Annotated in this window: 20 protein-coding genes and 1 pseudogene; 10 read left to right on the plus strand and 11 right to left on the minus strand. The window is 69.4% G+C overall.

Annotated elements, in window-relative coordinates; translation table 11 throughout:
- Nucleotides 1-10 precede the first annotated feature (10 nt).
- The 5 genes from QF035_RS05280 (at nucleotide 11) to QF035_RS05300 (ending at nucleotide 3,789) form a co-directional block, all read left to right on the plus strand.
- A complete protein-coding gene (locus QF035_RS05280; RefSeq protein ID WP_307518540.1) occupies nucleotides 11-1,504 on the plus strand; it encodes an APC family permease in 1,494 nt (497 codons plus the stop codon).
- A gap of 1 nt (nucleotide 1,505) precedes the next feature.
- On the plus strand, nucleotides 1,506-1,922 hold the full coding sequence (locus tag QF035_RS05285) for a universal stress protein (RefSeq protein ID WP_307518542.1): 417 nt from the start codon (nucleotides 1,506-1,508) through the stop codon (nucleotides 1,920-1,922).
- A 117-nt stretch (nucleotides 1,923-2,039) separates the two neighbouring features.
- Nucleotides 2,040-3,038: an RNA polymerase subunit sigma-70 gene (locus QF035_RS05290; RefSeq protein ID WP_307518543.1), complete on the plus strand. Its 999-nt coding sequence runs from the start codon at nucleotides 2,040-2,042 to the stop codon at nucleotides 3,036-3,038.
- Between the two features lie 5 nt (nucleotides 3,039-3,043).
- On the plus strand, nucleotides 3,044-3,340 hold the full coding sequence (locus QF035_RS05295; protein WP_307518545.1) for a hypothetical protein: 297 nt from the start codon (nucleotides 3,044-3,046) through the stop codon (nucleotides 3,338-3,340).
- Nucleotides 3,337-3,789: a DUF6069 family protein gene (locus QF035_RS05300; RefSeq protein WP_307518547.1), complete on the plus strand. Its 453-nt coding sequence runs from the start codon at nucleotides 3,337-3,339 to the stop codon at nucleotides 3,787-3,789. Before QF035_RS05295 ends, QF035_RS05300 begins: the two co-directional genes overlap by 4 nt.
- A 26-nt stretch (nucleotides 3,790-3,815) precedes the next feature.
- Here the strand turns inward: QF035_RS05300 and QF035_RS05305 are convergent, their stop codons facing one another.
- Complete coding sequence (locus QF035_RS05305) at nucleotides 3,816-4,313, minus strand: SRPBCC family protein (RefSeq protein ID WP_307518549.1); 498 nt, start codon at nucleotides 4,311-4,313, stop codon at nucleotides 3,816-3,818.
- Entirely contained in the window at nucleotides 4,310-4,714 is a 405-nt protein-coding gene (locus tag QF035_RS05310) for an ArsR/SmtB family transcription factor (protein ID WP_307518551.1), read from the minus strand. The genes QF035_RS05305 and QF035_RS05310 overlap by 4 nt, the downstream gene beginning before the upstream one ends.
- 117 nt (nucleotides 4,715-4,831) lie before the next feature.
- Here QF035_RS05310 and QF035_RS05315 point away from each other — a divergent pair, with 117 nt between their 5' ends.
- Nucleotides 4,832-5,416: a hypothetical protein gene (locus QF035_RS05315; RefSeq protein ID WP_307518553.1), complete on the plus strand. Its 585-nt coding sequence runs from the start codon at nucleotides 4,832-4,834 to the stop codon at nucleotides 5,414-5,416.
- Nucleotides 5,417-5,485: 69 nt separating this feature from the next.
- On the opposite strand, the gene QF035_RS05320 is transcribed toward QF035_RS05315, so the two are convergent.
- Nucleotides 5,486-5,986, minus strand: coding sequence for a cysteine dioxygenase (locus QF035_RS05320; RefSeq protein ID WP_307518555.1), 501 nt, complete (start codon nucleotides 5,984-5,986; stop codon nucleotides 5,486-5,488).
- Nucleotides 5,983-6,918, minus strand: a complete 936-nt coding sequence (locus tag QF035_RS05325; protein ID WP_307518556.1) for an amidohydrolase — start codon at nucleotides 6,916-6,918, stop codon at nucleotides 5,983-5,985. The genes QF035_RS05320 and QF035_RS05325 overlap by 4 nt, the downstream gene beginning before the upstream one ends.
- A gap of 247 nt (nucleotides 6,919-7,165) precedes the next feature.
- On the opposite strand from QF035_RS05325, the gene QF035_RS05330 reads away from it, so the two are divergent.
- Complete coding sequence (locus QF035_RS05330; RefSeq protein WP_307518559.1) at nucleotides 7,166-8,170, plus strand: LacI family DNA-binding transcriptional regulator; 1,005 nt, start codon at nucleotides 7,166-7,168, stop codon at nucleotides 8,168-8,170.
- 115 nt (nucleotides 8,171-8,285) lie between these two features.
- Here QF035_RS05330 and QF035_RS05335 read toward each other — a convergent pair whose 3' ends face one another.
- Entirely contained in the window at nucleotides 8,286-8,846 is a 561-nt protein-coding gene (locus QF035_RS05335; protein ID WP_307518561.1) for a TetR/AcrR family transcriptional regulator, read from the minus strand.
- Between the two features lie 95 nt (nucleotides 8,847-8,941).
- Between QF035_RS05335 and QF035_RS05340 the strand changes: the two genes are divergently transcribed.
- Complete coding sequence (locus QF035_RS05340) at nucleotides 8,942-9,682, plus strand: SDR family oxidoreductase (RefSeq protein ID WP_307518562.1); 741 nt, start codon at nucleotides 8,942-8,944, stop codon at nucleotides 9,680-9,682.
- A gap of 159 nt (nucleotides 9,683-9,841) precedes the next feature.
- Here QF035_RS05340 and QF035_RS05345 read toward each other — a convergent pair.
- Nucleotides 9,842-10,200: pseudogene (locus tag QF035_RS05345) on the minus strand (amidohydrolase family protein); the annotation flags it as partial.
- A 228-nt stretch (nucleotides 10,201-10,428) separates the two neighbouring features.
- Nucleotides 10,429-11,400 carry an NAD(P)-dependent alcohol dehydrogenase gene (locus QF035_RS05350; protein ID WP_307518566.1) on the minus strand — a complete coding sequence of 324 codons (972 nt, stop codon included), beginning with the start codon at nucleotides 11,398-11,400 and terminating at the stop codon, nucleotides 10,429-10,431.
- A 293-nt stretch (nucleotides 11,401-11,693) separates the two neighbouring features.
- Between QF035_RS05350 and QF035_RS05355 the strand changes: the two genes are divergently transcribed.
- Nucleotides 11,694-12,941 (plus strand): MalY/PatB family protein, encoded by a 1,248-nt coding sequence (locus tag QF035_RS05355; protein ID WP_307518568.1) that lies wholly within the window; start codon nucleotides 11,694-11,696, stop codon nucleotides 12,939-12,941.
- A 53-nt stretch (nucleotides 12,942-12,994) separates the two neighbouring features.
- Here QF035_RS05355 and QF035_RS05360 read toward each other — a convergent pair whose 3' ends face one another.
- Nucleotides 12,995-14,395, minus strand: coding sequence for a cytochrome P450 (locus QF035_RS05360; RefSeq protein WP_307518570.1), 1,401 nt, complete (start codon nucleotides 14,393-14,395; stop codon nucleotides 12,995-12,997).
- A gap of 154 nt (nucleotides 14,396-14,549) precedes the next feature.
- Nucleotides 14,550-15,656 (minus strand): NAD(P)/FAD-dependent oxidoreductase, encoded by a 1,107-nt coding sequence (locus QF035_RS05365; RefSeq protein WP_307518572.1) that lies wholly within the window; start codon nucleotides 15,654-15,656, stop codon nucleotides 14,550-14,552.
- A 324-nt stretch (nucleotides 15,657-15,980) separates the two neighbouring features.
- On the opposite strand from QF035_RS05365, the gene QF035_RS05370 reads away from it, so the two are divergent.
- Nucleotides 15,981-16,796, plus strand: coding sequence for an SAM-dependent methyltransferase (locus QF035_RS05370; protein WP_307518574.1), 816 nt, complete (start codon nucleotides 15,981-15,983; stop codon nucleotides 16,794-16,796).
- 105 nt (nucleotides 16,797-16,901) lie between these two features.
- Here QF035_RS05370 and QF035_RS05375 read toward each other — a convergent pair whose 3' ends face one another.
- Together QF035_RS05375 and QF035_RS05380 are read right to left on the minus strand one after the other, a co-directional pair.
- A complete protein-coding gene (locus QF035_RS05375; RefSeq protein ID WP_307518575.1) occupies nucleotides 16,902-17,807 on the minus strand; it encodes a helix-turn-helix domain-containing protein in 906 nt (301 codons plus the stop codon).
- A 170-nt stretch (nucleotides 17,808-17,977) separates the two neighbouring features.
- The gene (locus QF035_RS05380) at nucleotides 17,978-18,688 is read right to left on the minus strand and encodes a hypothetical protein (protein ID WP_307530900.1); all 711 of its coding nucleotides are present in this window, start codon (nucleotides 18,686-18,688) and stop codon (nucleotides 17,978-17,980) included.
- Between the last annotated feature and the right edge of the window lie 24 nt (nucleotides 18,689-18,712).

The raw sequence follows: 18,712 nt of genomic DNA on the forward strand, positions 1-18,712 counted from the left end.
GCGAGGGAACATGGCCGACGACACTGCGGACGCACCCCCACCTGTCGGGTTGAAGGCCAACGCGATCGGCTTCGTCGACGCGCTCGTCATCGGTCTCAACTCCACCTCCCCGGCGTACTCGTTGGCGGCGGTCATCGGTCCGATCGTGGCGCTGGTGGGCATCTACGCCCCGGGCGTGATGGTCGCGTCCTTCGTGCCGATGCTGTTGATCGCCTCGGCGTTCTACTACCTCAACAAGGTCGACCAGGACTGCGGCACGACCTTCTCGTGGGTCACCCGGGCCATGGGGCCGTGGGCCGGCTGGCTCGGTGGGTGGGCCATCGCCATGACCGGAGTTCTGGTCGTCGGATCGCTGGCGGACGTAGCCGTGAGCTTCGCCCTGTTGGCCTTCGGCCTCGACAGCTGGGCCGACAACGACTTCGTACGCCAGTCGCTCGCGGTGCTGCTCATCCTCGTGATGACGGCCGTGTGCGTCATCGGCACCGAGGTGTCGGCCAAGGTGCAGAACGTCCTCATCCTGGCGCAGGTCGCCTGTCTGATCGCCTTCGTCGTGGTGGCGCTCTACCGGGTCTACGCGGGCAGCAGCTCCTTCGACTCCATCGACCCCGCCTTCAAGTGGCTGAACCCCTTCGGAGCCGGCGGCGCATCGCTGACCGGAGCCCTGCTGCTGGGGGTGTTCATCTACTGGGGCTGGGAGTCGGCGGTCAATCTCACCGAGGAGGTCGAGAACTCCGCGACCGCTCCCGGCAAGGCGGGCGTCTGGTCGACGGTCGTGCTGCTGGTGACCTATCTGTCGGTCGGCTTCGCGGTCGTCGCCTACGCCGGTACGACCTTCCTCGCCGACAACGCCGACGAGGAGGAGTTCGTCTTCGCCCTGCTCGCCACCGAGGTGATGGGCGGCTGGGACTGGGTCGTGCTGCTGGCGGTCTCGACGTCCGCGCTGGCGTCGACGCAGACGACGATCATCCCGGCGTCGCGCACGGCACTGTCCATGGCCCGCCGTCACGCGCTGCCTGAGCACTTCGCACACATCCACCCGCGGTTCCGTACGCCGGACGTCAGCACGTGGTGGGTCGCCGGTATCGCCATCGCCTGGTACGTCGTCGTCAACCAGATCAGCACCAACGCCCTCTTCGACTCGCTCACCGCGCTGTCGCTGCTGATCGCGTTCTACTACGCGCTCACGGGTGTGGCCTGCGCGGTCTACTACCGCCGCCATCTGACCGAGAGCGTGCGCTACTTCGTACTCATCGGCCTGGGCCCACTGGCCGGCGCCGGGCTGTTGGCGTGGCTGCTGGTGGAATCGGTCTCCGACATGGCCGACCCCGAGAACTCCTACAGCGGTGTCTCGTGGTTCGGGCTCGGTCCCCCGCTCGTCATCGGCATCGGGATCGCTCTCATCGGTGTGGTGCTCATGGTCGTACGGCGGCTGATGTCGCCGGTCTTCTGGTCGGAACGCCCGGGTGTGGCCGACGCCGATCTCGTCCACGGCAAGGAGTCCTGAGATGTCGGTTGTCCTCGGATACGACGAGTCGCCGGGCGCGGCCCGCGCACTGCGCGTCGCGATCGAGGTGTCCGCCGCGTTCGACGAGCCGCTCGTGCTGGTCTACGGCGCCGCGGCTCCGGGAACCGTGGGCGAGGAGTACGGCGCTCACCACGAAGCCGTCCGCGAGGCCGGACGCGTCGCACTCGACCACGCCGTCAGTGTGGCCGACGCGGCCGACGTAAGGACAACCGTCGAAATCATCGACCAGAAACCCGCCCAGGCACTGATCGACGCCGCGTCACGCCACGGGGCACGGTTCATCGTGGTGGGCAGCTGGGGAGAGAGCCCGATGCGCGGGGCACTGCTGGGCTCCACTCCCCACAAGCTGCTCCATCTGTCGAGCGTCCCGGTCCTCTGCGTGCCGACCGAACAGTGAGCCGTTTCCCATCAAGGACGAGAAACGCTCAGCCATGCCTTCCGACCCAGTGATGAGTTTTCGCGCCCGTACCCGTCACACCTACGACAGGACATTACGAGGCGGAAGGATGACGTCATGAGTGCGGACACGCGGCCGGAGGAGCTGGGCGTGAGCAGTCTGGACGAGGTCGACGAGCCGACGTTCACGGGGCTGGCGGAGCGGCACCGGCGGGAGCTGCACGTGCACTGCTACCGGATGCTCGGGTCGTTCGAGGACGCCGAGGACACCGTGCAGGAGACGTTCCTCCGTGCCTGGCGGCGGCGGGAGACCTTCGAGGGACGGTCGACGTTCAGGGCCTGGCTGTACCGGATCGCCACCAACGCCTGCCTGGACCTGCTCGCCAAGTGCCGCCCGGAGCCTGCGACCGGCGGCGAGGTTCTGTGGCTGCAGCCCTACCCGGACCGGCTGCTCGACGAACTGCCCGCGGGCGACGCGGACGAGCCGGAGACCGTCGCCGTCGCGCGGGAGACGATCGAGCTGGCGTACCTGGTCGCGGTCCAGCACCTCGCGCCGCGCCCGCGGGCCGTGCTGATCCTGCGGGACGTGCTCGGCTGGCCGGCGAAGGACGTCGCGGAATTCCTCGGGGACTCCGTCAACTCCGTGAACAGCGCGCTGCAGCGGGCCCGCGCCGGCATGCGGGAGCACCTGCCCGCCGAGCGGCAGGACTGGACCGGCGGCGAGGAGGACCCAGGGACGCGCGAGCTGGCTCGCCGCTTCACCGACGCGAGCGTCGCCAAGGACGTCGAAGGTCTCGCTGCCATGCTGCGGGACGACGTCCGCTTCTCGATGCCGCCCACCCCGGGCCTGTACGTCGGCCGCGACACGGTGGTGAACAACTGGGTCGAGGGCGGGTTCGAGGACCTGGGGCGCCTGCGCTGCGTCCTCACATCGGTGAACAGGCAGCCCGCCTTCGCCTTCTACCTCTGGCGGGAGCAGGAGGGCGCGTACCTGCTGCTTGCGATCGACGTCCTGCGGATCACCGGCGGGGCGATCACCGAGATCGTCATCTTCCACGACGACCAGTTCCCGCGGCTCGGGCTGCCGGAGCGCCTGTCGGCGGGCGGCACGGAGTAGTCCCGGTGCGGACGCTCACGCTGCGCGGTGGCGCGCGTGTCGCGGTGGTCGCGGCGGAGTGGCTCGACGCGTTCGGCGTCGTCACCCGCGGGCGGGTGCAGCTGGAGCTGCGCGACGGCGAGCCCGGGCCGGTCCTCGGACGAGACGCCGGGTTCTGGCTCCGCGGCACCGGCGTCCGCGCCCTGCGCAACCCAGGCCGTCGCACGGCGAGGGTGCGCATCGTCACCCCAAGGGCCGGCACCGCCACACGCCAGTCGACAGACCCCGTACGCCAGTTACCGAATGACGGAGGAACGACATGAACAGCATGAACGACACCGGAGTCGTCGCAGGCCCGGCATCGGGCCGGACCGGCCACACCCACCGATTCCGCGGGCTCGTCGGCACCGGCTTGATTGCCACGCTCGCGGCGGTGGTGGTCACCACCCTCGCCGCGGCGCTCGCCAAGGCCGCTGGCGTCGACTTCGAGGTCTCCGACGGTGGCGAGACGATCCCGTTGTCCGGGTTCGCCGTGGTGACCGGCTTCTTCTCGGTCGTGGGCATCGTCATCGCCGTCGCTCTTCTTCGTTGGAGCGCTCGACCCGCCCAGCGGTTCGTGTGGACGGCAGTGTCGCTGACCGCGATCTCGTTGATCCCGCCCCTCCTCTCCGGGGCAGACACCACCATCACCGCCCTCCTCGGGCTGCACCTCGTCCCTGCGGCGGTGATGATCCCGACCCTGGCGCGGAGCCTTCGTACCCGGACGGGTTGAAAAGTGCTCGATGACTCACCCCGCCATCAGGTTGCGGGTTCGGCCAGCAGCGCGTCGATCTGGCCCAGGCCTGCGGACATGCCCTCGGCCATACCCATGGACACCAGCTGTTCCATCGCCTCGGCCGTGGGGAACGTGCTCTCGACCGTCATCAGGGTGGCGGCCTCGCCGTCCGCAGCAAGCCGAACGCGGACGATCATCGTCGGCATGTCCGAGTTGGGCTTGCCGGTGTCATCGGCGAAGCCGTCCTCGAACTCCAGCCCGTTCGGGCTGTCGACAGTCAGGACGCGCCACCACCCGTAGTGCTTGTCACCTTCCGGCCCGGTCATGAAGTACGTGACCGCACCGCCGGGAGTCAGGTCGTGGTCGACAACGGTCGCGGGGTAGGTCGGCGGTCCCCACCACCGCTCCAACTGCCGAGGGTCCTCCCAGACCTGCCACACCCGCGCCGGCAACGCGTCGAACCGCGCGGTGATCGTCAGCGCGAGAGCTTCAGGATTCTTCTGGACATCGATCACAGTCATGACAGGTGCTCCTTGCCGTTTTCGGGATCGGAGTGGGGATGGGAATCGGGACCGCACTCTGGACCTGGACCTGGATCGGCAAGGATCGCGCCGATCCGGTCGATGCGTCCACGCCACACATCTGCGAGCTGGTCCAGCAGGCGATGGGCCTCACGCAGGGAGTCCGCACTGCCGCGCACTCGCTGCTCGCGGCCCTGCCGCTCCTTGGTGACCAGCCCGGCCTGTTCCAGGACCGCCACATGTTTCTGCACGGCCGCGAAACTCATCGGGAACCGCCGGGCGAGATCCGAGACCGAGTACTCCCCAGCCAGCGTGAGAGCCACAATCTCGCGCCGCGTCGCATCGGCCAAGGCATGAAAGATGCGATCGGCCCGCTCGGCGAATTCCTGACGTACAACCATTAGATTGTACGTTAGCCGCTGCCGCCGGACCGGGCAAGCTGGGCGCCGCCACTGTCCCGATCAAGCGTTGGAGGACTTGATCCCGGCGTCCTCGTCCTGACGGGAGACACTGGATACATGCTGATCGTGGACGCCGCACTGGAGACATACGTGCCCGCTGACTTCGCTCTGTGGCCCGTTGCCGACTCGCCGCCAGATCGGCTTCTGGCCCTGTCCGGCGAGCTGTCGTCACACGAACTCGGCACCGCGATGGCTGTCCTGACGGACTACAACAAGGGGCAGCGCGAACGCCGACCACGCGCGCCCAAGGACAGCCTGGAGCAGGTCGGGCGGCTGGTGGCGACCGAGTGCGTCATCGCTCCCGGCGGTCTGCGGATACGGGACACGGCCACCGGGGTCACAGCGGTGCCAGGGTGCTGTTCCGGGCTGGAGAACTGGCGGGACTGGCTCGATCTGATGAACGGCGACGAGCCGTGGCTCGGCCACGATCCATCGCCGCGCGTCGAGCATGCCGGTGCGGTTGCCCGGCTGTGGCCTGATGGGGATCGTCAGGAGGGTCTTCCCATCGAGCTTCCTCTGGCTCAGCTGCCTGAACTACTGGGCCTGGTTCGGGAGCAGCTTGTCGGGTTCCTCGGTGCAGTTGAGGCGTGGGTCACGAGTTACGCCGTCCATCGCCGACGCCGTGGTCGCGAAGCTCGATGAGGACCTCGCCCTCAGTGCTCCTCTCGACCGGGGTCGGAGCTGAGGGACACTCGGTCGGGCCAGTCCGCCTCAGGCCGCCGGGGTGTCCAGTGGGCGCAGTTCGTCGGCGTACGACACGGAGATGCGGCGCATCAGGCCGTCCTCGGTGATGTCGTACTGGCCGAGGCGCCACAGCGGTGGCGAGTAGGCGTGGATCGAGACGGCGTCGTCGGTGGCGCCGGTGAGCCGGTGGATGTGCTCAGGGCCGAAGCAGAAGGACTCACCGGTGGTGACGGTGACGGACAGGTGGCTGCCGCCGATGCGCGGGTTGGACTCGTGGAGCGCCCCCTGGACGATGCCGACGGCGCCGGAGGAGATGTCGTGGTCGTGCCAGCCGGTGTCGTTCTGCCGGGTCCAGCAGAGCAGCCAGACGTCGACGTATTCGTCGCGGTACAAGGACGCGTAGTGCCGCTGTTCGTCGGAGAAGGCGACCTGTTCGCGCCAGAGGTCGGGGCGGGCGGCGAGGTCGTCGACGAGCGCCTGGAGTTCGCGCTTGTCGAGGGTGCGGTCGGGCAGGGACTCGTACGTCATGAGTGGCTCCCTTCGGATCGGGTCCGCCACGGGGACACGGCTCGGGCACGGCCGTACAGGAGGCGGGCGGGGTTGGTGATGCGCAGCGCGTGGACGGCGGCCGCCGCGCCGAGGTCGGGGATGACGGGAGGCGCGTACGGGCGGTCGCTGCCGCCGACGACCACGTCGATGCCGACGGCACGAACGACCGCGTCCACGGCGCGAGTTCCGTAGGAGGAGGTCTCGTAGAACGCGTCGAAGTCGACCTGCCCCCGCCCTCCGCCGCGGATCGCGAGCCGTTCGCCGTGCAGTGGCGCGAGGCCCGCGAGGGCGGCGAAGCAGACGCGCAGGCGGGGGTGTCGGGCGCGGCCGAAGGCGCGGAAGGCGAACCATGACGCGTGCAGCTGGTGGACGTACGGGACCAGGGCGGGCCACCAAGGCGGGGCGTCGGGCGTGGGCTGGACCGCGCCCGGGTGGATGAAGAGAGGTTTGCCGTGGCGGGTGAGGACGTCGAGGAAGGGGGCGCACCGGGTCCAGCCGGCCGCGTCCAGCAGCGCTGTGGCGGGCAGTTGGAGGCCCGCGCAGCCGCGCCGGAGTTCACGTTCGACGGCCTCGGGGTCCGGTTCCGACAGGCAGGGAGAGGCCCAGACGCCGAAGGGGGCCGGGAGTGCGAGGGCGCCGTCGTGGAACGCCGACAGCAGTGGGGCGGCCTCGGCGGGAGGCAGGTACTCGATGCCGAGGGGGCTGGAGAGGGAGACCAGGGCGAGGCCGAGACCGTCGGTGGCGGCAAGACGCGTACGGGCCGCGATGTCGTGGTCGGCCGGGTCGACCTCGTAGGGCGGTTCGCTGCCCGCGTGCAGGGTCCAGCCGTCGAGGTACGGCGGTGTGGTGCGGGAGCGCAGCAACTCGATGAAGTCGGGTGGCCAGATGTGCTGGTGGACGTCGGTGGGCACGCGGCGGTCCTCGGGCTGGCAAAGATCCTGGCAAAAGGGTAAGGAGTGGCGGTCAACCAGGTTAAGCGTTTCACTTATACGGTTAACTTAAGCGATTAACAAGCGTGTCTGTCAAGCATGCGCGGGCGGCGACGGGCCCGCGCTCGGGAGCGGCGCCTGAGTACGGACCCAAGTACGGGCGGGACCACGGCGGCGCCCGGCGGGCCGTGTGCTCACAACGCGGACGCGTCCCGGTAGGCTTCCCGGCATGGCCAGGCCCAGCAAGCGCACCACCCTTCGGGAGGTGGCCGAGGCCACGGGCCTCTCCACCGCCGCCGTCTCGTACGCCCTGCGCGGCAAACACGTCTCGAAGGAGACCGAGGAACGGGTGCGCCGGGCCGCGGCCGAACTCGGCTACGAGGCCGATCCCATCGCCCGCGCACTGGTCAGCGGCCGCACCAGCATGGTCGGCGTCCTCGCGGGCGACCTCCAGGACCTGTGGCAGCAGCAGCTGATGGCGGCCATCGGCCGGGAACTGCTGGCCGGCGACCGCTACGCGCTGATCCTCGACGCGGGTGGCGACCCCGACCGTGAACTGGCCCTCGCCAAGCAGCTTCGCGACCAGCGGGTCGACGCGCTGCTGGTGTCTCCCGTGAACCCGTCCGCGAAGGGCTGGGCCGCCATCGCCGACTCGCTGCCGGTGGTGGCCGTCGGCGACTCGCTGAGCCGGGCCCGTACGGCCGGCCAGGTCATCTTCGACAACCGGGCCGGAATCGACGCCGTACTGGAGTATCTGCACGGCCTGGGCCACCGCCGGGTGACCGTTCTGACCCCGACCCGCCCGAGCACCCCGGACCGGCCCGCCGACGTGTATGTCCGCGAGGCGGCCGACCGCCTCGGCCTGCGGGCCGAACTGGTGCCCTGCCCGCAGGAGTTGGGCGAGGCGACGGCGGTGGCACGCGGCGTCCTGGACGGGTCCCGCCCCGCGACCGCCGTGTTCTGCTTCTCGGACTCACTGGCGTACGGGGTGTACGCGGCCGCCGCGGACGCCTCACTGGAGGTGGGCCGGGACGTCTCCGTGGTCGGCTTCGACAATCATCCGGTGTCGCGGGTGCTCACCCCACCGCTGACCACCGTGGACTGGGGACTGACCCAGATCGCGGCGGAGGCGGCACGGCTGACGGTCGCGGCGATCGAGGGCAAGCGCGTACGGAAGAAGCGGGTGCTGTGCGCACCGCAGATGAGCGAGCGCGGGTCTGCCGTGCGGGTGTGAGACCCCGGCGAGTTCCTTGCCGAGTACATCGCTGAACGGCCTTGGCAGGAACCAGAACCCGCCTCTCCCCATCCACGACGCTGACGCCTCCCCGCCCTCACCCCTCCCCCGGCCCTTACCGGTCCGCGTCCCGTCGGCGAAGGCCGTCGAGGATGACGTTCATCAACGGCCGCGCCTTCGACTCCCATTCGGCCCGGTCCAGGCGGCCGAGGTAGGCGATGAGCAGGAGGACCCCGTGGGCGTCCACGTCCGTGCGGATGGAACCGGCCGCCTTCCCGGCGTCCAGCAGGTGACCGAGGGCGCCTTCGATGGGGTTCTGGCTGTGGGCGACGAGGTCCTGCCACGCGGCCGGCTCCAGCGCTGCCAGGACGCCGTGCTTGATCTCGGCGTAGCCGATCACCCGGTCGAGCCAGCGACGCAGGGCTTCCACGGGCTCGTGGTCCGCCAGCAGAGCGGAGGAGGCGGCCACGAGTTCCTCGACGTCGCGCCGGTAGACCTCGGCGAGGAGCGCCTCGCGGTTGGGGAAGTTCCGGTAGAGCGTTCCCTGTCCCACACCGGCGCGCTTGGCGATCTCGTTGAGGTGGACGTGGCTCGACTCGGCGAGGGCCGCACGGGCGGCCTCCACGATGCGAGTCCGGTTCCGCTCCGCGTCCGGACGGCGCGCAGGCGTACTCATGGGCCTCTCCTGATGTTCCGCCTCTGACAAGTGGACACGTGTCCGGTACGCTGAAACACACAGCGGACACGTGTCCACTTTACTTGGAGGCAGTAGTGCTATCTCTTGACGACAAGATCGTCACCATCACCGGAGCGAGTGGCGGCATCGGCGAAGCCACGGCCCGGCTGCTCGCGCAGCGCGGCGCCGCGGTCGTCCTCTCGGCACGCCGCAGCGAGCGCATCGACGCCATAGCCCAGGACATCCGGGAACAGGGCGGCCGCGCCACCGCGTGCGTCGTCGACGTCACCAAGGCCGAGGACCTGCGGCGCCTCGTCTCCACCGCCATCGACCAGTACGGCCGTATCGACGTACTGGTGAACAACGCGGGCATCGCCCCGATCAGCCCGCTGGCCGACCTCGACACCGAAGGCTGGTCGGCCATGATCGATGTCAACCTTCGCGGCACCCTCAACGGCATCGCCGCCGCGCTGCCCGCCTTCCGCGAGCAGGGGTCCGGCCACCTGGTGAGCATCGTCTCCGTGGCCGGCCTGACCGTGTCCCCCTCGATGGCCGTCTACGCCGCGACCAAGAACGCGGTGCGCACCGTCCACGAGGGGCTGCGCAAGGAGTCCACCGACGGGGTGGTGCGCACGACGGCCATCTCGCCGGGATACATCCGCACCGATCTCGCCGACTCCATGGCGGACCCGCACGTCCGTGACCAGACACGCAAGAACATGGACGCGATGGGCATCCCCCCGGCAGCGGTCGCCCGCGCGGTGGCCTTCGCCATCGAGCAGCCCGTCGACGTCGAGATCGGCGAGATCAACGTTCGACCCACCGTCCAGGCGTGACAAGCGACCGGCAGCCGCACGGGTGTGGTGACCCTCGCGGCGGGTGTCTTCGTCACGCCGCCTTCGCCACCCGGCGGCCCCGGGCAGCGTGTGCTTGGCCAGGCGGCCTTCCTGCATGACCAGCACCACGTTCGCCGGGTCGGCGAGCACATCGATGTCGGCGACCGGATCGCCGTCGCACACGACGAGGTCGGCGGTCTTTCCCGGTTCGATGGTGCCGAGAGTGTCGTCGAGCCCCATCAGCTGAGCGGCGTCAGCGTTCCGGCGCGGATGACGTCCAGCGGCGACATGCCCAGTTTCATCATGTGGCCGAGCTCTTCGAGGTTCCGGGCGTGCGGGACAGCTCCCGCGTCGGTGCCGAGGGCCATCTTCACTCCGCGCCGGACCGCCTCCCTCAGCCGCTCGATGGCGGCATCGGCGAGCCGCGTCTTCTTCTCGTACGCCTCGGCTGTGTAGCGTTCCCGGCCCATGTGGAAGGTCGACAGGGTCCGTACGACGAACGCCCCCGTCTCCAGCATGAGATCGATGCCCTCGTCGTCGATGAGGTAGCCGTGTTCGATGCTGGACACGCCGCCGCGCAGGTCCACGATGTCGTGCTGCCGGGGATGTCGATCCAGCGGATGTGACCGCCGACGGCTGGGAGGAAGAACGAGTGCACGGACAGGTTCCCTTCGGTGCGCGGGGCGGTGTGCCGTTCGGGGCCAGGCTGCGAAAGCCGCGCCATCGCATGCCCGCGAAAGGTTCGATCAGTTCGGCGGTACAACAGTGATGACGACATTGCCGGTCTTCTGCCCCGCCTCGACGTACCGATAGGCGTCGACGACCTCCTCCAGCGGATAGCGTCGGTCGATGACCGGCCTGAATTCTCCCGACTCCATCAGGTCCCGGAAATACCGCGCCATCTCCTGGTTCTGCTTCGGAAAGGGGAACTTGACTTTCCTGCCGCGGAAGAAAGGTGTGACAAGTGGCAGGAGGAGATTCTGACACCAGGGGCCAAGATCCGACGACAGATAAACCCCGCCGGGTTTCAACAGCCGCTTGCAGTGGCCGAACGTGCTCTTGCCGACCGCGTCGAACACCGCGTCGTAGCTCTGCTCGTCCCGGGTGAAGTCCTGGGCGGTGTGGTCGACGACCCGGTCCGCGCCCAGGCCCTTCACCAGTTCCATGTGCGCCCCGCCGCACACCGCGGTCACGGTGGCCCCGCGATGCTTCAGGAGTTGCACGGCCGCCGAGCCGATGGCGCCGGTCGCGCCATGTACGAGTACGTCCTGTCCGGGCCGGATGCCCGCCTTGTCGAGGAACGCCAGCGCGTAGTGGGACCCCTCGGTGCCGGGTGCGGCCTCCTCGAAGGTCACGCCGTCCGGCATGGCCGCGATGGCGCCGTCGTGCGAAACCGACAGGTACTCGGCATGCGTTCCGAACTGCCCCTCGTTGTAGCCGAACACCCGGTCGCCGGCCCGGAAGGACGTGACGCCGCTGCCGACCGAGTCCACCACTCCCGCGTACTCGGTCCCGAGCACCGTACGCCGGGGCCGGGCAAGGCCGGTGAGTATGCGTACGAAGAAGGGACTGGCCGCGCGGTAGGCACAGTCCGTGCGGTTGACCGTCGTCGCGTGCACCCTCACCAGAACGTCCTGGTCCCCGATCGACGGCTTGTCCACCTCGGTGACCCTGACCACGCCGGGCGGACCGTACCGGTTGTGCACCGCTGCTTTCATGGGCGAACCATAGCCGCAGGTCTCATCGTGCTCAGGCGGACCCGTCGTACTGCCGGAGCTTGGATCCGCGCCTCTTCCCGGGGATACGGAATCCAGCCCAAGTGGATGCCTGTTGAATCCAGCCAACGGCACGAAAGGGCAGAACCCTCGGACAAGTCCATCTCGCGAGGAGACTGTGCAATTCCGTAGGCTCCGAATTCCTGACCGCCCACAGACCGCCGGCCGATCGAAGCCGCCGTACGCGCGGCCGCCACCACCTACAGGCCCGCATCGCCCGGACGTTGGAGGATCGCGTGACCGAGACCACGAAGCAGGCAGTGTCCGAGGACGCCGAGAGCGGACGGACCGATCCCCTTGTGCAGGTGTCCCTGCAGCAGTTGCGAAGGCGTACCAGCATGAAGTGGCGCGCTCATCCCGAGGACGTACTGCCCCTGTGGGTGGCGGAGATGGATGTCCCGCTGGCTCCCTGCGTCGCCGACGCGCTGCACAGGGCCATCGGCCTGGGCGACACCGGGTACCCCCACGGAACCGCCTATGCCGAGGCCCTGGCCGCCTTCGCAGCCGACCGCTGGCAGTGGGGCGGATTTCGCGTCGAGAACACGACCATCGTGCCCGACGTCATGCTGGGCATCGTCGAGGTTCTGCGTCTCATCACCGACCCCGGCGACGCCGTCGTCGTGTGCTCGCCCGTCTACCCGCCGTTCTACGCCTTCGTCGGCCACGACGCCCGCGAGGTGATCGAGGCTCCCCTGGGCCCCGACCTGCGTATCGACCTCGAGGCCCTGGAGGACGCCTTCGTACGGGCGCGGCGGCACGGCCGATGTCCGGCGTTCCTGCTGTGCAACCCGCACAATCCGAGCGGTGTCGTGCACACCCGCCAGGAACTGGAAGCCATCGCGGCGCTCGCCCGCCGACACGGCGTCCGCGTGGTCTCCGACGAGATCCACGCCCCGCTCGTACTGCCGGGCGCCACGTTCACGCCCTTCCTCAGCGTGCCCGGCTCCGAGAACGGCTTCGCTCTGATGTCCGCCTCCAAGGCGTGGAACCTCGCCGGACTCAAAGCCGCCCTGGCGATCGCGGGCGAGGAGGCTGCCGCCGACCTCCGCCGGATGCCCGAGGAGGTCGGTCACGGGCCCAGCCACCTGGGGATCCTCGCCCACACGGCCGCGCTCCGGGAGGGCGGGGACTGGCTCGACGAACTGCTGGGCGGGCTCGATGCGAACCGGACCCTGCTGGGGCGGCTCATCGAGGAACACCTCCCCGGCATCCGGTACCTCCCGCCCCAGGGCACCTACTTGGCGTGGCTGGACTGCACACGGCTGGGGCTGCACGACGAACACCGGGCCAACGGCCCGGGCGTCGTGGCCGACCTCGCCGGACCGGCGCGGATGTTCCTCGACGAAGCCCGCGTCGCCCTCAGCTCCGGCCACGTCTTCGGCACCGGCGGCGCGGGATGTGCGCGCCTCAACTTCGCCACCTCACCGGCCATCCTGCGCCAGGCACTGGACAGAATGGGGCGCGTGGTGCGGGACCTTGGGTGAGGCCGTCACGCGCGTTCCGGCCTCACCCAAGGTCCCGCACGCGCCTTCCTGCGTCAGCGGCCGGTGCGGATCAGGCTCGTCAGATAGCGCCACAGTGACGAGCGCTGTCGGGCGGACGGGTCCGGCAGCTCCGTCTCGGCCGGTTCCACCGCCGGGTCGTGCGCCGGCGGCTGATCGGGCACCGAGGCGAGTTCGTACCGTACGGGCAGCGAGCGCAGGCCCCGCATGAAGGGCGAGGAGCGCCACGGCAGTTGGTCGACGGGGAGTGCGAGGTCGAGGTGGGAGAACCGCTCGAACAGGCGGCTCACGCCGACCGCCGCGACCGTGGACGCGAGTTCGCGCGCCGGGCACTGACGACGGCCCGCACCCCAGGACAGGTGCGCCCGGGTGCTGACGGTGGTGCTCTTCGCCGCGCTGTCGGCGAAGAGCGGGTCGGCATGCGCCGCCGCCGCGGAGACCCAGACCGGGTCGCCCGCGCGGATCGTGTACTTCCCGAGCGGGGTGTCCTTGGTGGCGAAGCGCGGCACGAAGTTCACCAGCGGCGGCTTGCGCATGACCACCCGGTTCATGGTCTCCCTGACCATCCCGGCGGACAGGCTGGCACGCGCGCCGCCGTCGCCCGAGAGGACCTCGACCACCGTGTTGGAGATGAGGATGCCGACGTGGTCGGACGTCATGCCCAGCAGCATGAACAGCTCACGGGCCAGCTCGTCGAGCGAGAGGTCGGGGTGTGCGGCCAGCAGATGCGAGGGGAAGTCGTCCCCCGGCGTCTTCAGCTTCATCGCCGCCAGTTCGGCCAGCGTCGCCAACAGGCGCTCCAGGGCGGGCTCCGCGTCCGGACCCGCGTCCAGGACCCGCCACATGTCCATCAGCGCGTCGTCGCCCTGTGAACCGGGGAAGCCGAGCAGGTGACTTGCCACCATCAGCGGCAGGGGCCGGGAGAACTGGGCGGACAGGTCCGCGAGGCCCGTTCCGCCTGCCTGGCCCACCAGGGTGATCAGTTCGTCGGCGTAGGCGGTGACGGCCGTCTTGAGCTTCTTCGCCTGGGGATGGCGCGGGTCCTGGAACGGCCTGAGAGCCGTGTCCCACGCCGTACGCAACCGCGGGTATCCGGGACCGCCCTGGATCAGTACGTGGTTGACCTCGAGGGACGGCCCGAGTGGCCAGTCGGCGGGGACGCGGCCCTCCGAACGGGCCCGCCAGTTCTCCAGGCCCTTCGGCCAACCGTCGTCGTCCTGGAGTACCTCGAGCGACTCCCGGTAGCCGAGGACCAACCAGGCGGGTACGCCCAGGAGATCGACCGGCGCGACCGGGCCGTGACGCTGCCTCAGCCGTTCGTACACCAGTGAGGGGCGTGTCTCGTAGTCCCGGGTGAGGAGCGGTTCGGGAGTCATCGCCTCCAACGGTGTGTCGTCCAGATCCACGGATCCGCCGTCGCCCAACTGGGATTCCATCGTCTTGCCGCCCCTTCCGCACTCCCCGTACCGGCTCGCCTTCAGTCGGTAGTTGGAAACGTGGGGACCTTACCCCAGAGGGCAAACGTGGGCGAACGACGGGTGCCACCGGGTGGCGTCGTCGTTCGTGTACGGGAAAGTCGCGCTTCGCGTGTCAGGCCGCGGTGTACCCCAGTTGGCGCCTCATGTAGGGGGTCATCAGGGTCTTTGCCTTGGCCAGGGTGGTGGTCCGGCCGCCGAGTACAGCGGTCTCGCCGCCCAGTACGGGCAGCATGGTCACCCCGTCCGCCTGGCCGAACGGCACGATGAGCGGGGTGCGGTGGATGGGCCGGTACGAGCGGGACTGAGTGCGGTGTTTGCCCGAACTGCCCAGGTAGGCGCGGATGTTGTGGGCGGCGAGGTCCGCCTGGGCGAGCGCTGCGGGGGTGATCTTGAGCTCGCTCGCGTCGTTCACGTCGCCGACCGCGAATACATCCAGTCGGCCCTCGGCCCGGAGCATCCGGTCGACCTTCACATGCCCGCTCGCGTTCAGCCAGTCGCCGTGTCCACCCAGGCGCAGCCAGAGCGTGTTGGGGGTGGTGCCCGTCGCCCAGAAGGAGCGGTCGGCCTCCACCACGTTCCCGCGCGCGTCGCGGTACGTACCGAAGTCGTGGCCCGGGGACATGAACGAGTCGAGCCGCACCTCCACGTCGTGGGACTCCAGCCAGGCGCGGGCCTTGCGTCCGGCCCGCTCGCTGCCCGTGGAGTGGAGCAGGGCCTGGCCGGAGTGGGCGAGCGTGACCCGGGCGCCCGGCCGGGCCAGACGGATCTCGGCGGCCAGCTCGACGCCGGAAGGGCCACCGCCGACAACCAGTACATGATCCGCGGTGGCCACGCTCTGCTGGTGTCCGGCGAACGACTTGGCCGCCTCCTCGGCGGTGGTGCCGGAGAAACGGGCCGGTTCGGGATAGTCGGCGCCGGTGGCGATCACCACCACGTCGTACGGGAGGCGCTCTCCGGTGGCCAGCACCACCTCTCGCTCGGCGGTGTCGACGCGGACCGCCTTCCCCACGGCCACCCGGCCGTTGCCGAGCAGCCGGTCGTACGGGATGAACGGGGCCATCGTCCATTCCGGACGTACTCCGGCGCGCAGGGAGGCGATGCGGTGGAAGAAGACCTCTTTGCGATCGACCAGCGTGACCCGCGCCGTCCCGTCCAGCCGTTTCGCCAGCCGGACGCCCGCATAGCCGCCGCCTATCACCACTACGTCGCCGTCACGCACGCCGAATCTCCTGTGCCTCTGGGGGGCGAGGGCCGCGGCGGGTGGGGCGCCGACATCGGCCACTCGACTGCCGGTGAGCGTAACGCTTGAAACCTAAAGGGCCCATGAACTTATGTGCGCGTTCTGTGAAGTGACGGCACGGATGTCGGACCACGGCCCGTCCGGAGAACACAAACAAGCCATTGGCCAGCGAGGCACGGACAGGTTGAGCTTGTGGATTTACATGATCCAAACCCGGGGAATAACGTGGCTCTCCACGACTGGTGCTCGACAGTTTCGCGGTTCTCGCACTGCGTACACACATACGTACACACAGGAGTGTTCATGACTGATGCACGAGAGAACTCCGACCAGGAGGCACTCTCCAAGATCGACACCACCGTGCCGCAATCGGCCCGGATCTGGAACTACTGGCTGGGCGGCAAGGACAACTACGAAGTCGACCGCATAGCCGGTGACGCGTTCCGTGACATTTTCCCGGGGATCGAGACCGGAGCCCGCGCCGCCCGCTATTTTCTCGCCCGCGCCGTCCGTCATCTCGCCGCCGAGGAGGGAATCCGGCAGTTCCTGGACATCGGCACCGGGCTGCCGAACGTGGACAACACCCATGAGATCGCCCAGCGGGTGGCCCCGGAATGCCGGATCGTCTACGTCGACAACGACCCCTTGGTGCTCGCACATGCCCGCGCACTGCTGGTCAGCAGCTCGGTGGGGGTCACCAACTACGTCGACGCCGATCTGCGGGACCCGAGCACGATCCTGCGGGAAGCGGCGAGGACACTGGACTTCGACCAGCCTGTCGCCCTCATGCTGATGGGCATCCTCGGCCACATCGAGGACCACGACGAAGCACGTTCGATCGTGCGGCAGTTGGTGGACGGTCTGCCGGCCGGCAGCTTCCTCGTGCAGTACGACAGCACCGACACCAGCGATGCCTATGTCGATGCCATCCGCCAGTACAACGAGGGCGGCTCGATCCCGTACATCCTTCGCAGCCCCGAGCAGATCGAGCGCTACTTCGACGGCCTGGAACTGCTCGAACCGGGCGTGGCCTCTTGCTCCCGCTGGCGTCCCGACACCGAGGCCTGGGGCCTCCCGGCGGAAGTGCATCAGTACGGAGGCGTCGCCCTCAAGCGCTGAAGTCCCCCGACGGGCGGCCCACTTGGTGTACGCCGCCGCGACGCCCGCCGGGCGCGACGACCGGTCCTCACTCCATCGACCACCGCGAGTCCTGATCCGTTCGGGTCAGGTCTCCTGAAGGATGCGATGGAGGATCGTGCACGTCGCGTCCGGCGAATCGGCCTGGACGACCACGCGGTTCATGACACCCCAGTAGTACTCGATCTCGCTCGGCTTGTCGGGATAGACGGCACTGGCGAGCTGCTCCAGGTACACCATGTCGGGCAACAGACCGCCGGGCAGCCGCACGATGGTGACCGGACCACCGGCCGCGGCGTGACCACCGGCGAGGAACGGCACGATCTGTACGGTGATCTGCGGGAGTTGGCAGATCTCGATGAGGTGCTGGAGCTGGGCGCGCATCGTGCCGGTGCCGCCCACCGGGCGGCGCAGCGCCGCCTCGTCGATCACGGCCCAGTACTGAGCCGCTCGCTGACGGTGCAGGATCTGCCGGCGTTGCATGCGCAGAGTGACCCGCCGGTCGATCTCCTCCGCGGAAGCCTCCGGGCAGGTGAGCCGGACGGCGGCGCGAGCGTACTCGGGAATCTGCAGCAGGTCGGGCACGACCTGGGGCTGGAAGCAGCGGATGAGGCTCGCCGCCTGTTCGGCCCCGAGGTAGGCCTGCATCCAGGCGGGCACCACGTCGTTGTAAGGCTGCCACCAGCCGGGGGTGTTGGCCTGTTGCGCCAGAGCCAGCAAGGTGGCGCGCTCGGCCTCGTCCGTGACTCCGTAGAGCGTGAGCAGGTCGGACACGTCACGCATCTTGAACCCGTGCCGGCCCCACTCCATTCTGCTGATCTTGGACTGGGAGGCGCGGATGGCCTCGCCCGCCTCCTCACGGGAGAAGTGCAGCTCCTCCCGCAGCCGACGCAGTCGTGCCCCCAGCACCAGACGTGGCACCGTCGGCCCCGCGGTCCGGGCGTCCAGCCCGGAGCCCGCCTCAGGTGTGCCTACGGTCTCTGTGGCGCCCATGGATGTTCTCCCTGGCGTTGAACTCAACTCCCCGCGCATAGAAGCGCGTTGGCCGTCATTCTAGATGACTGAGTGCACGGGTCCTGCCGTCGGCGCCGCCAGGGGGCGTACGGCAGGTGGCCGTGGATCACACGGATCCACGGCCACCTGGCGGTGCCGGACGTTCGGTGTCAGGCGGTCTTTCTCTGTCGCCGCTCCAGCGTGGTGGCGGCTCCGCGCCGCTTGGTGTCGGCCACGTCCACCTGGGTGCCCGGGCCGGCTCCGGGCTCGTCGGCCCAGCTCCGCAGCTTGGCCACGAGGTCCGCCAGCCGCTGGTCACCGGGCGGTACGTCGATGGAGAACAGCGCCTCGTACGGGCGGTCGTCGTCCCCGCCCCACCGCACGACACCGTCGCACTCGGCGAGGATGTCGCGGATCACCATGAGCTGGGGCGGGAAGAACCCTCCCCTGGCTCCGGGCGGGTAGGAGCCGGGCCGGATCGCGACGGCGGTGCCGGACGCCCGATTGCCCTCCGCCCGCTTCAGGTTCACCCGGGCCGGTGCGCGCCAGCCGGCCAGGTCTCCCTTGCGGAGTTCGTCGATCTCGTAGTGGAAGCGCCGGACAACGTGCACGAGGACCGTCTCCACGTCTCCGATGCGTACGTCCACGCCGATGCCCGTGCCCGGTACGGGCCGGGTCCACACCGTGGAGACGTCGTTGGCCTTCTCCTCCAGCTCCCAGCCGTTGGGCGATGTCGGCCGCTCGGGGGCGTCGTCGGGCCCGGGTCTCCCGGCGGCCGCCGCCCCGGCGGGCAGGGCCAGCACGGAGCCACCGCCCACCAGGGTGACGGTGCCGAGGACCGCGGTGTGCCTGACGACATCGCGTCGCGTCATGCCTGTCATGCCGGTTGTCACGCTGTTCGTCCC

The sequence above is a fragment of the Streptomyces umbrinus genome, from assembly GCF_030817415.1.
GTDB classification, from domain to species: Bacteria; Actinomycetota; Actinomycetes; order Streptomycetales; family Streptomycetaceae; genus Streptomyces; species Streptomyces umbrinus_A.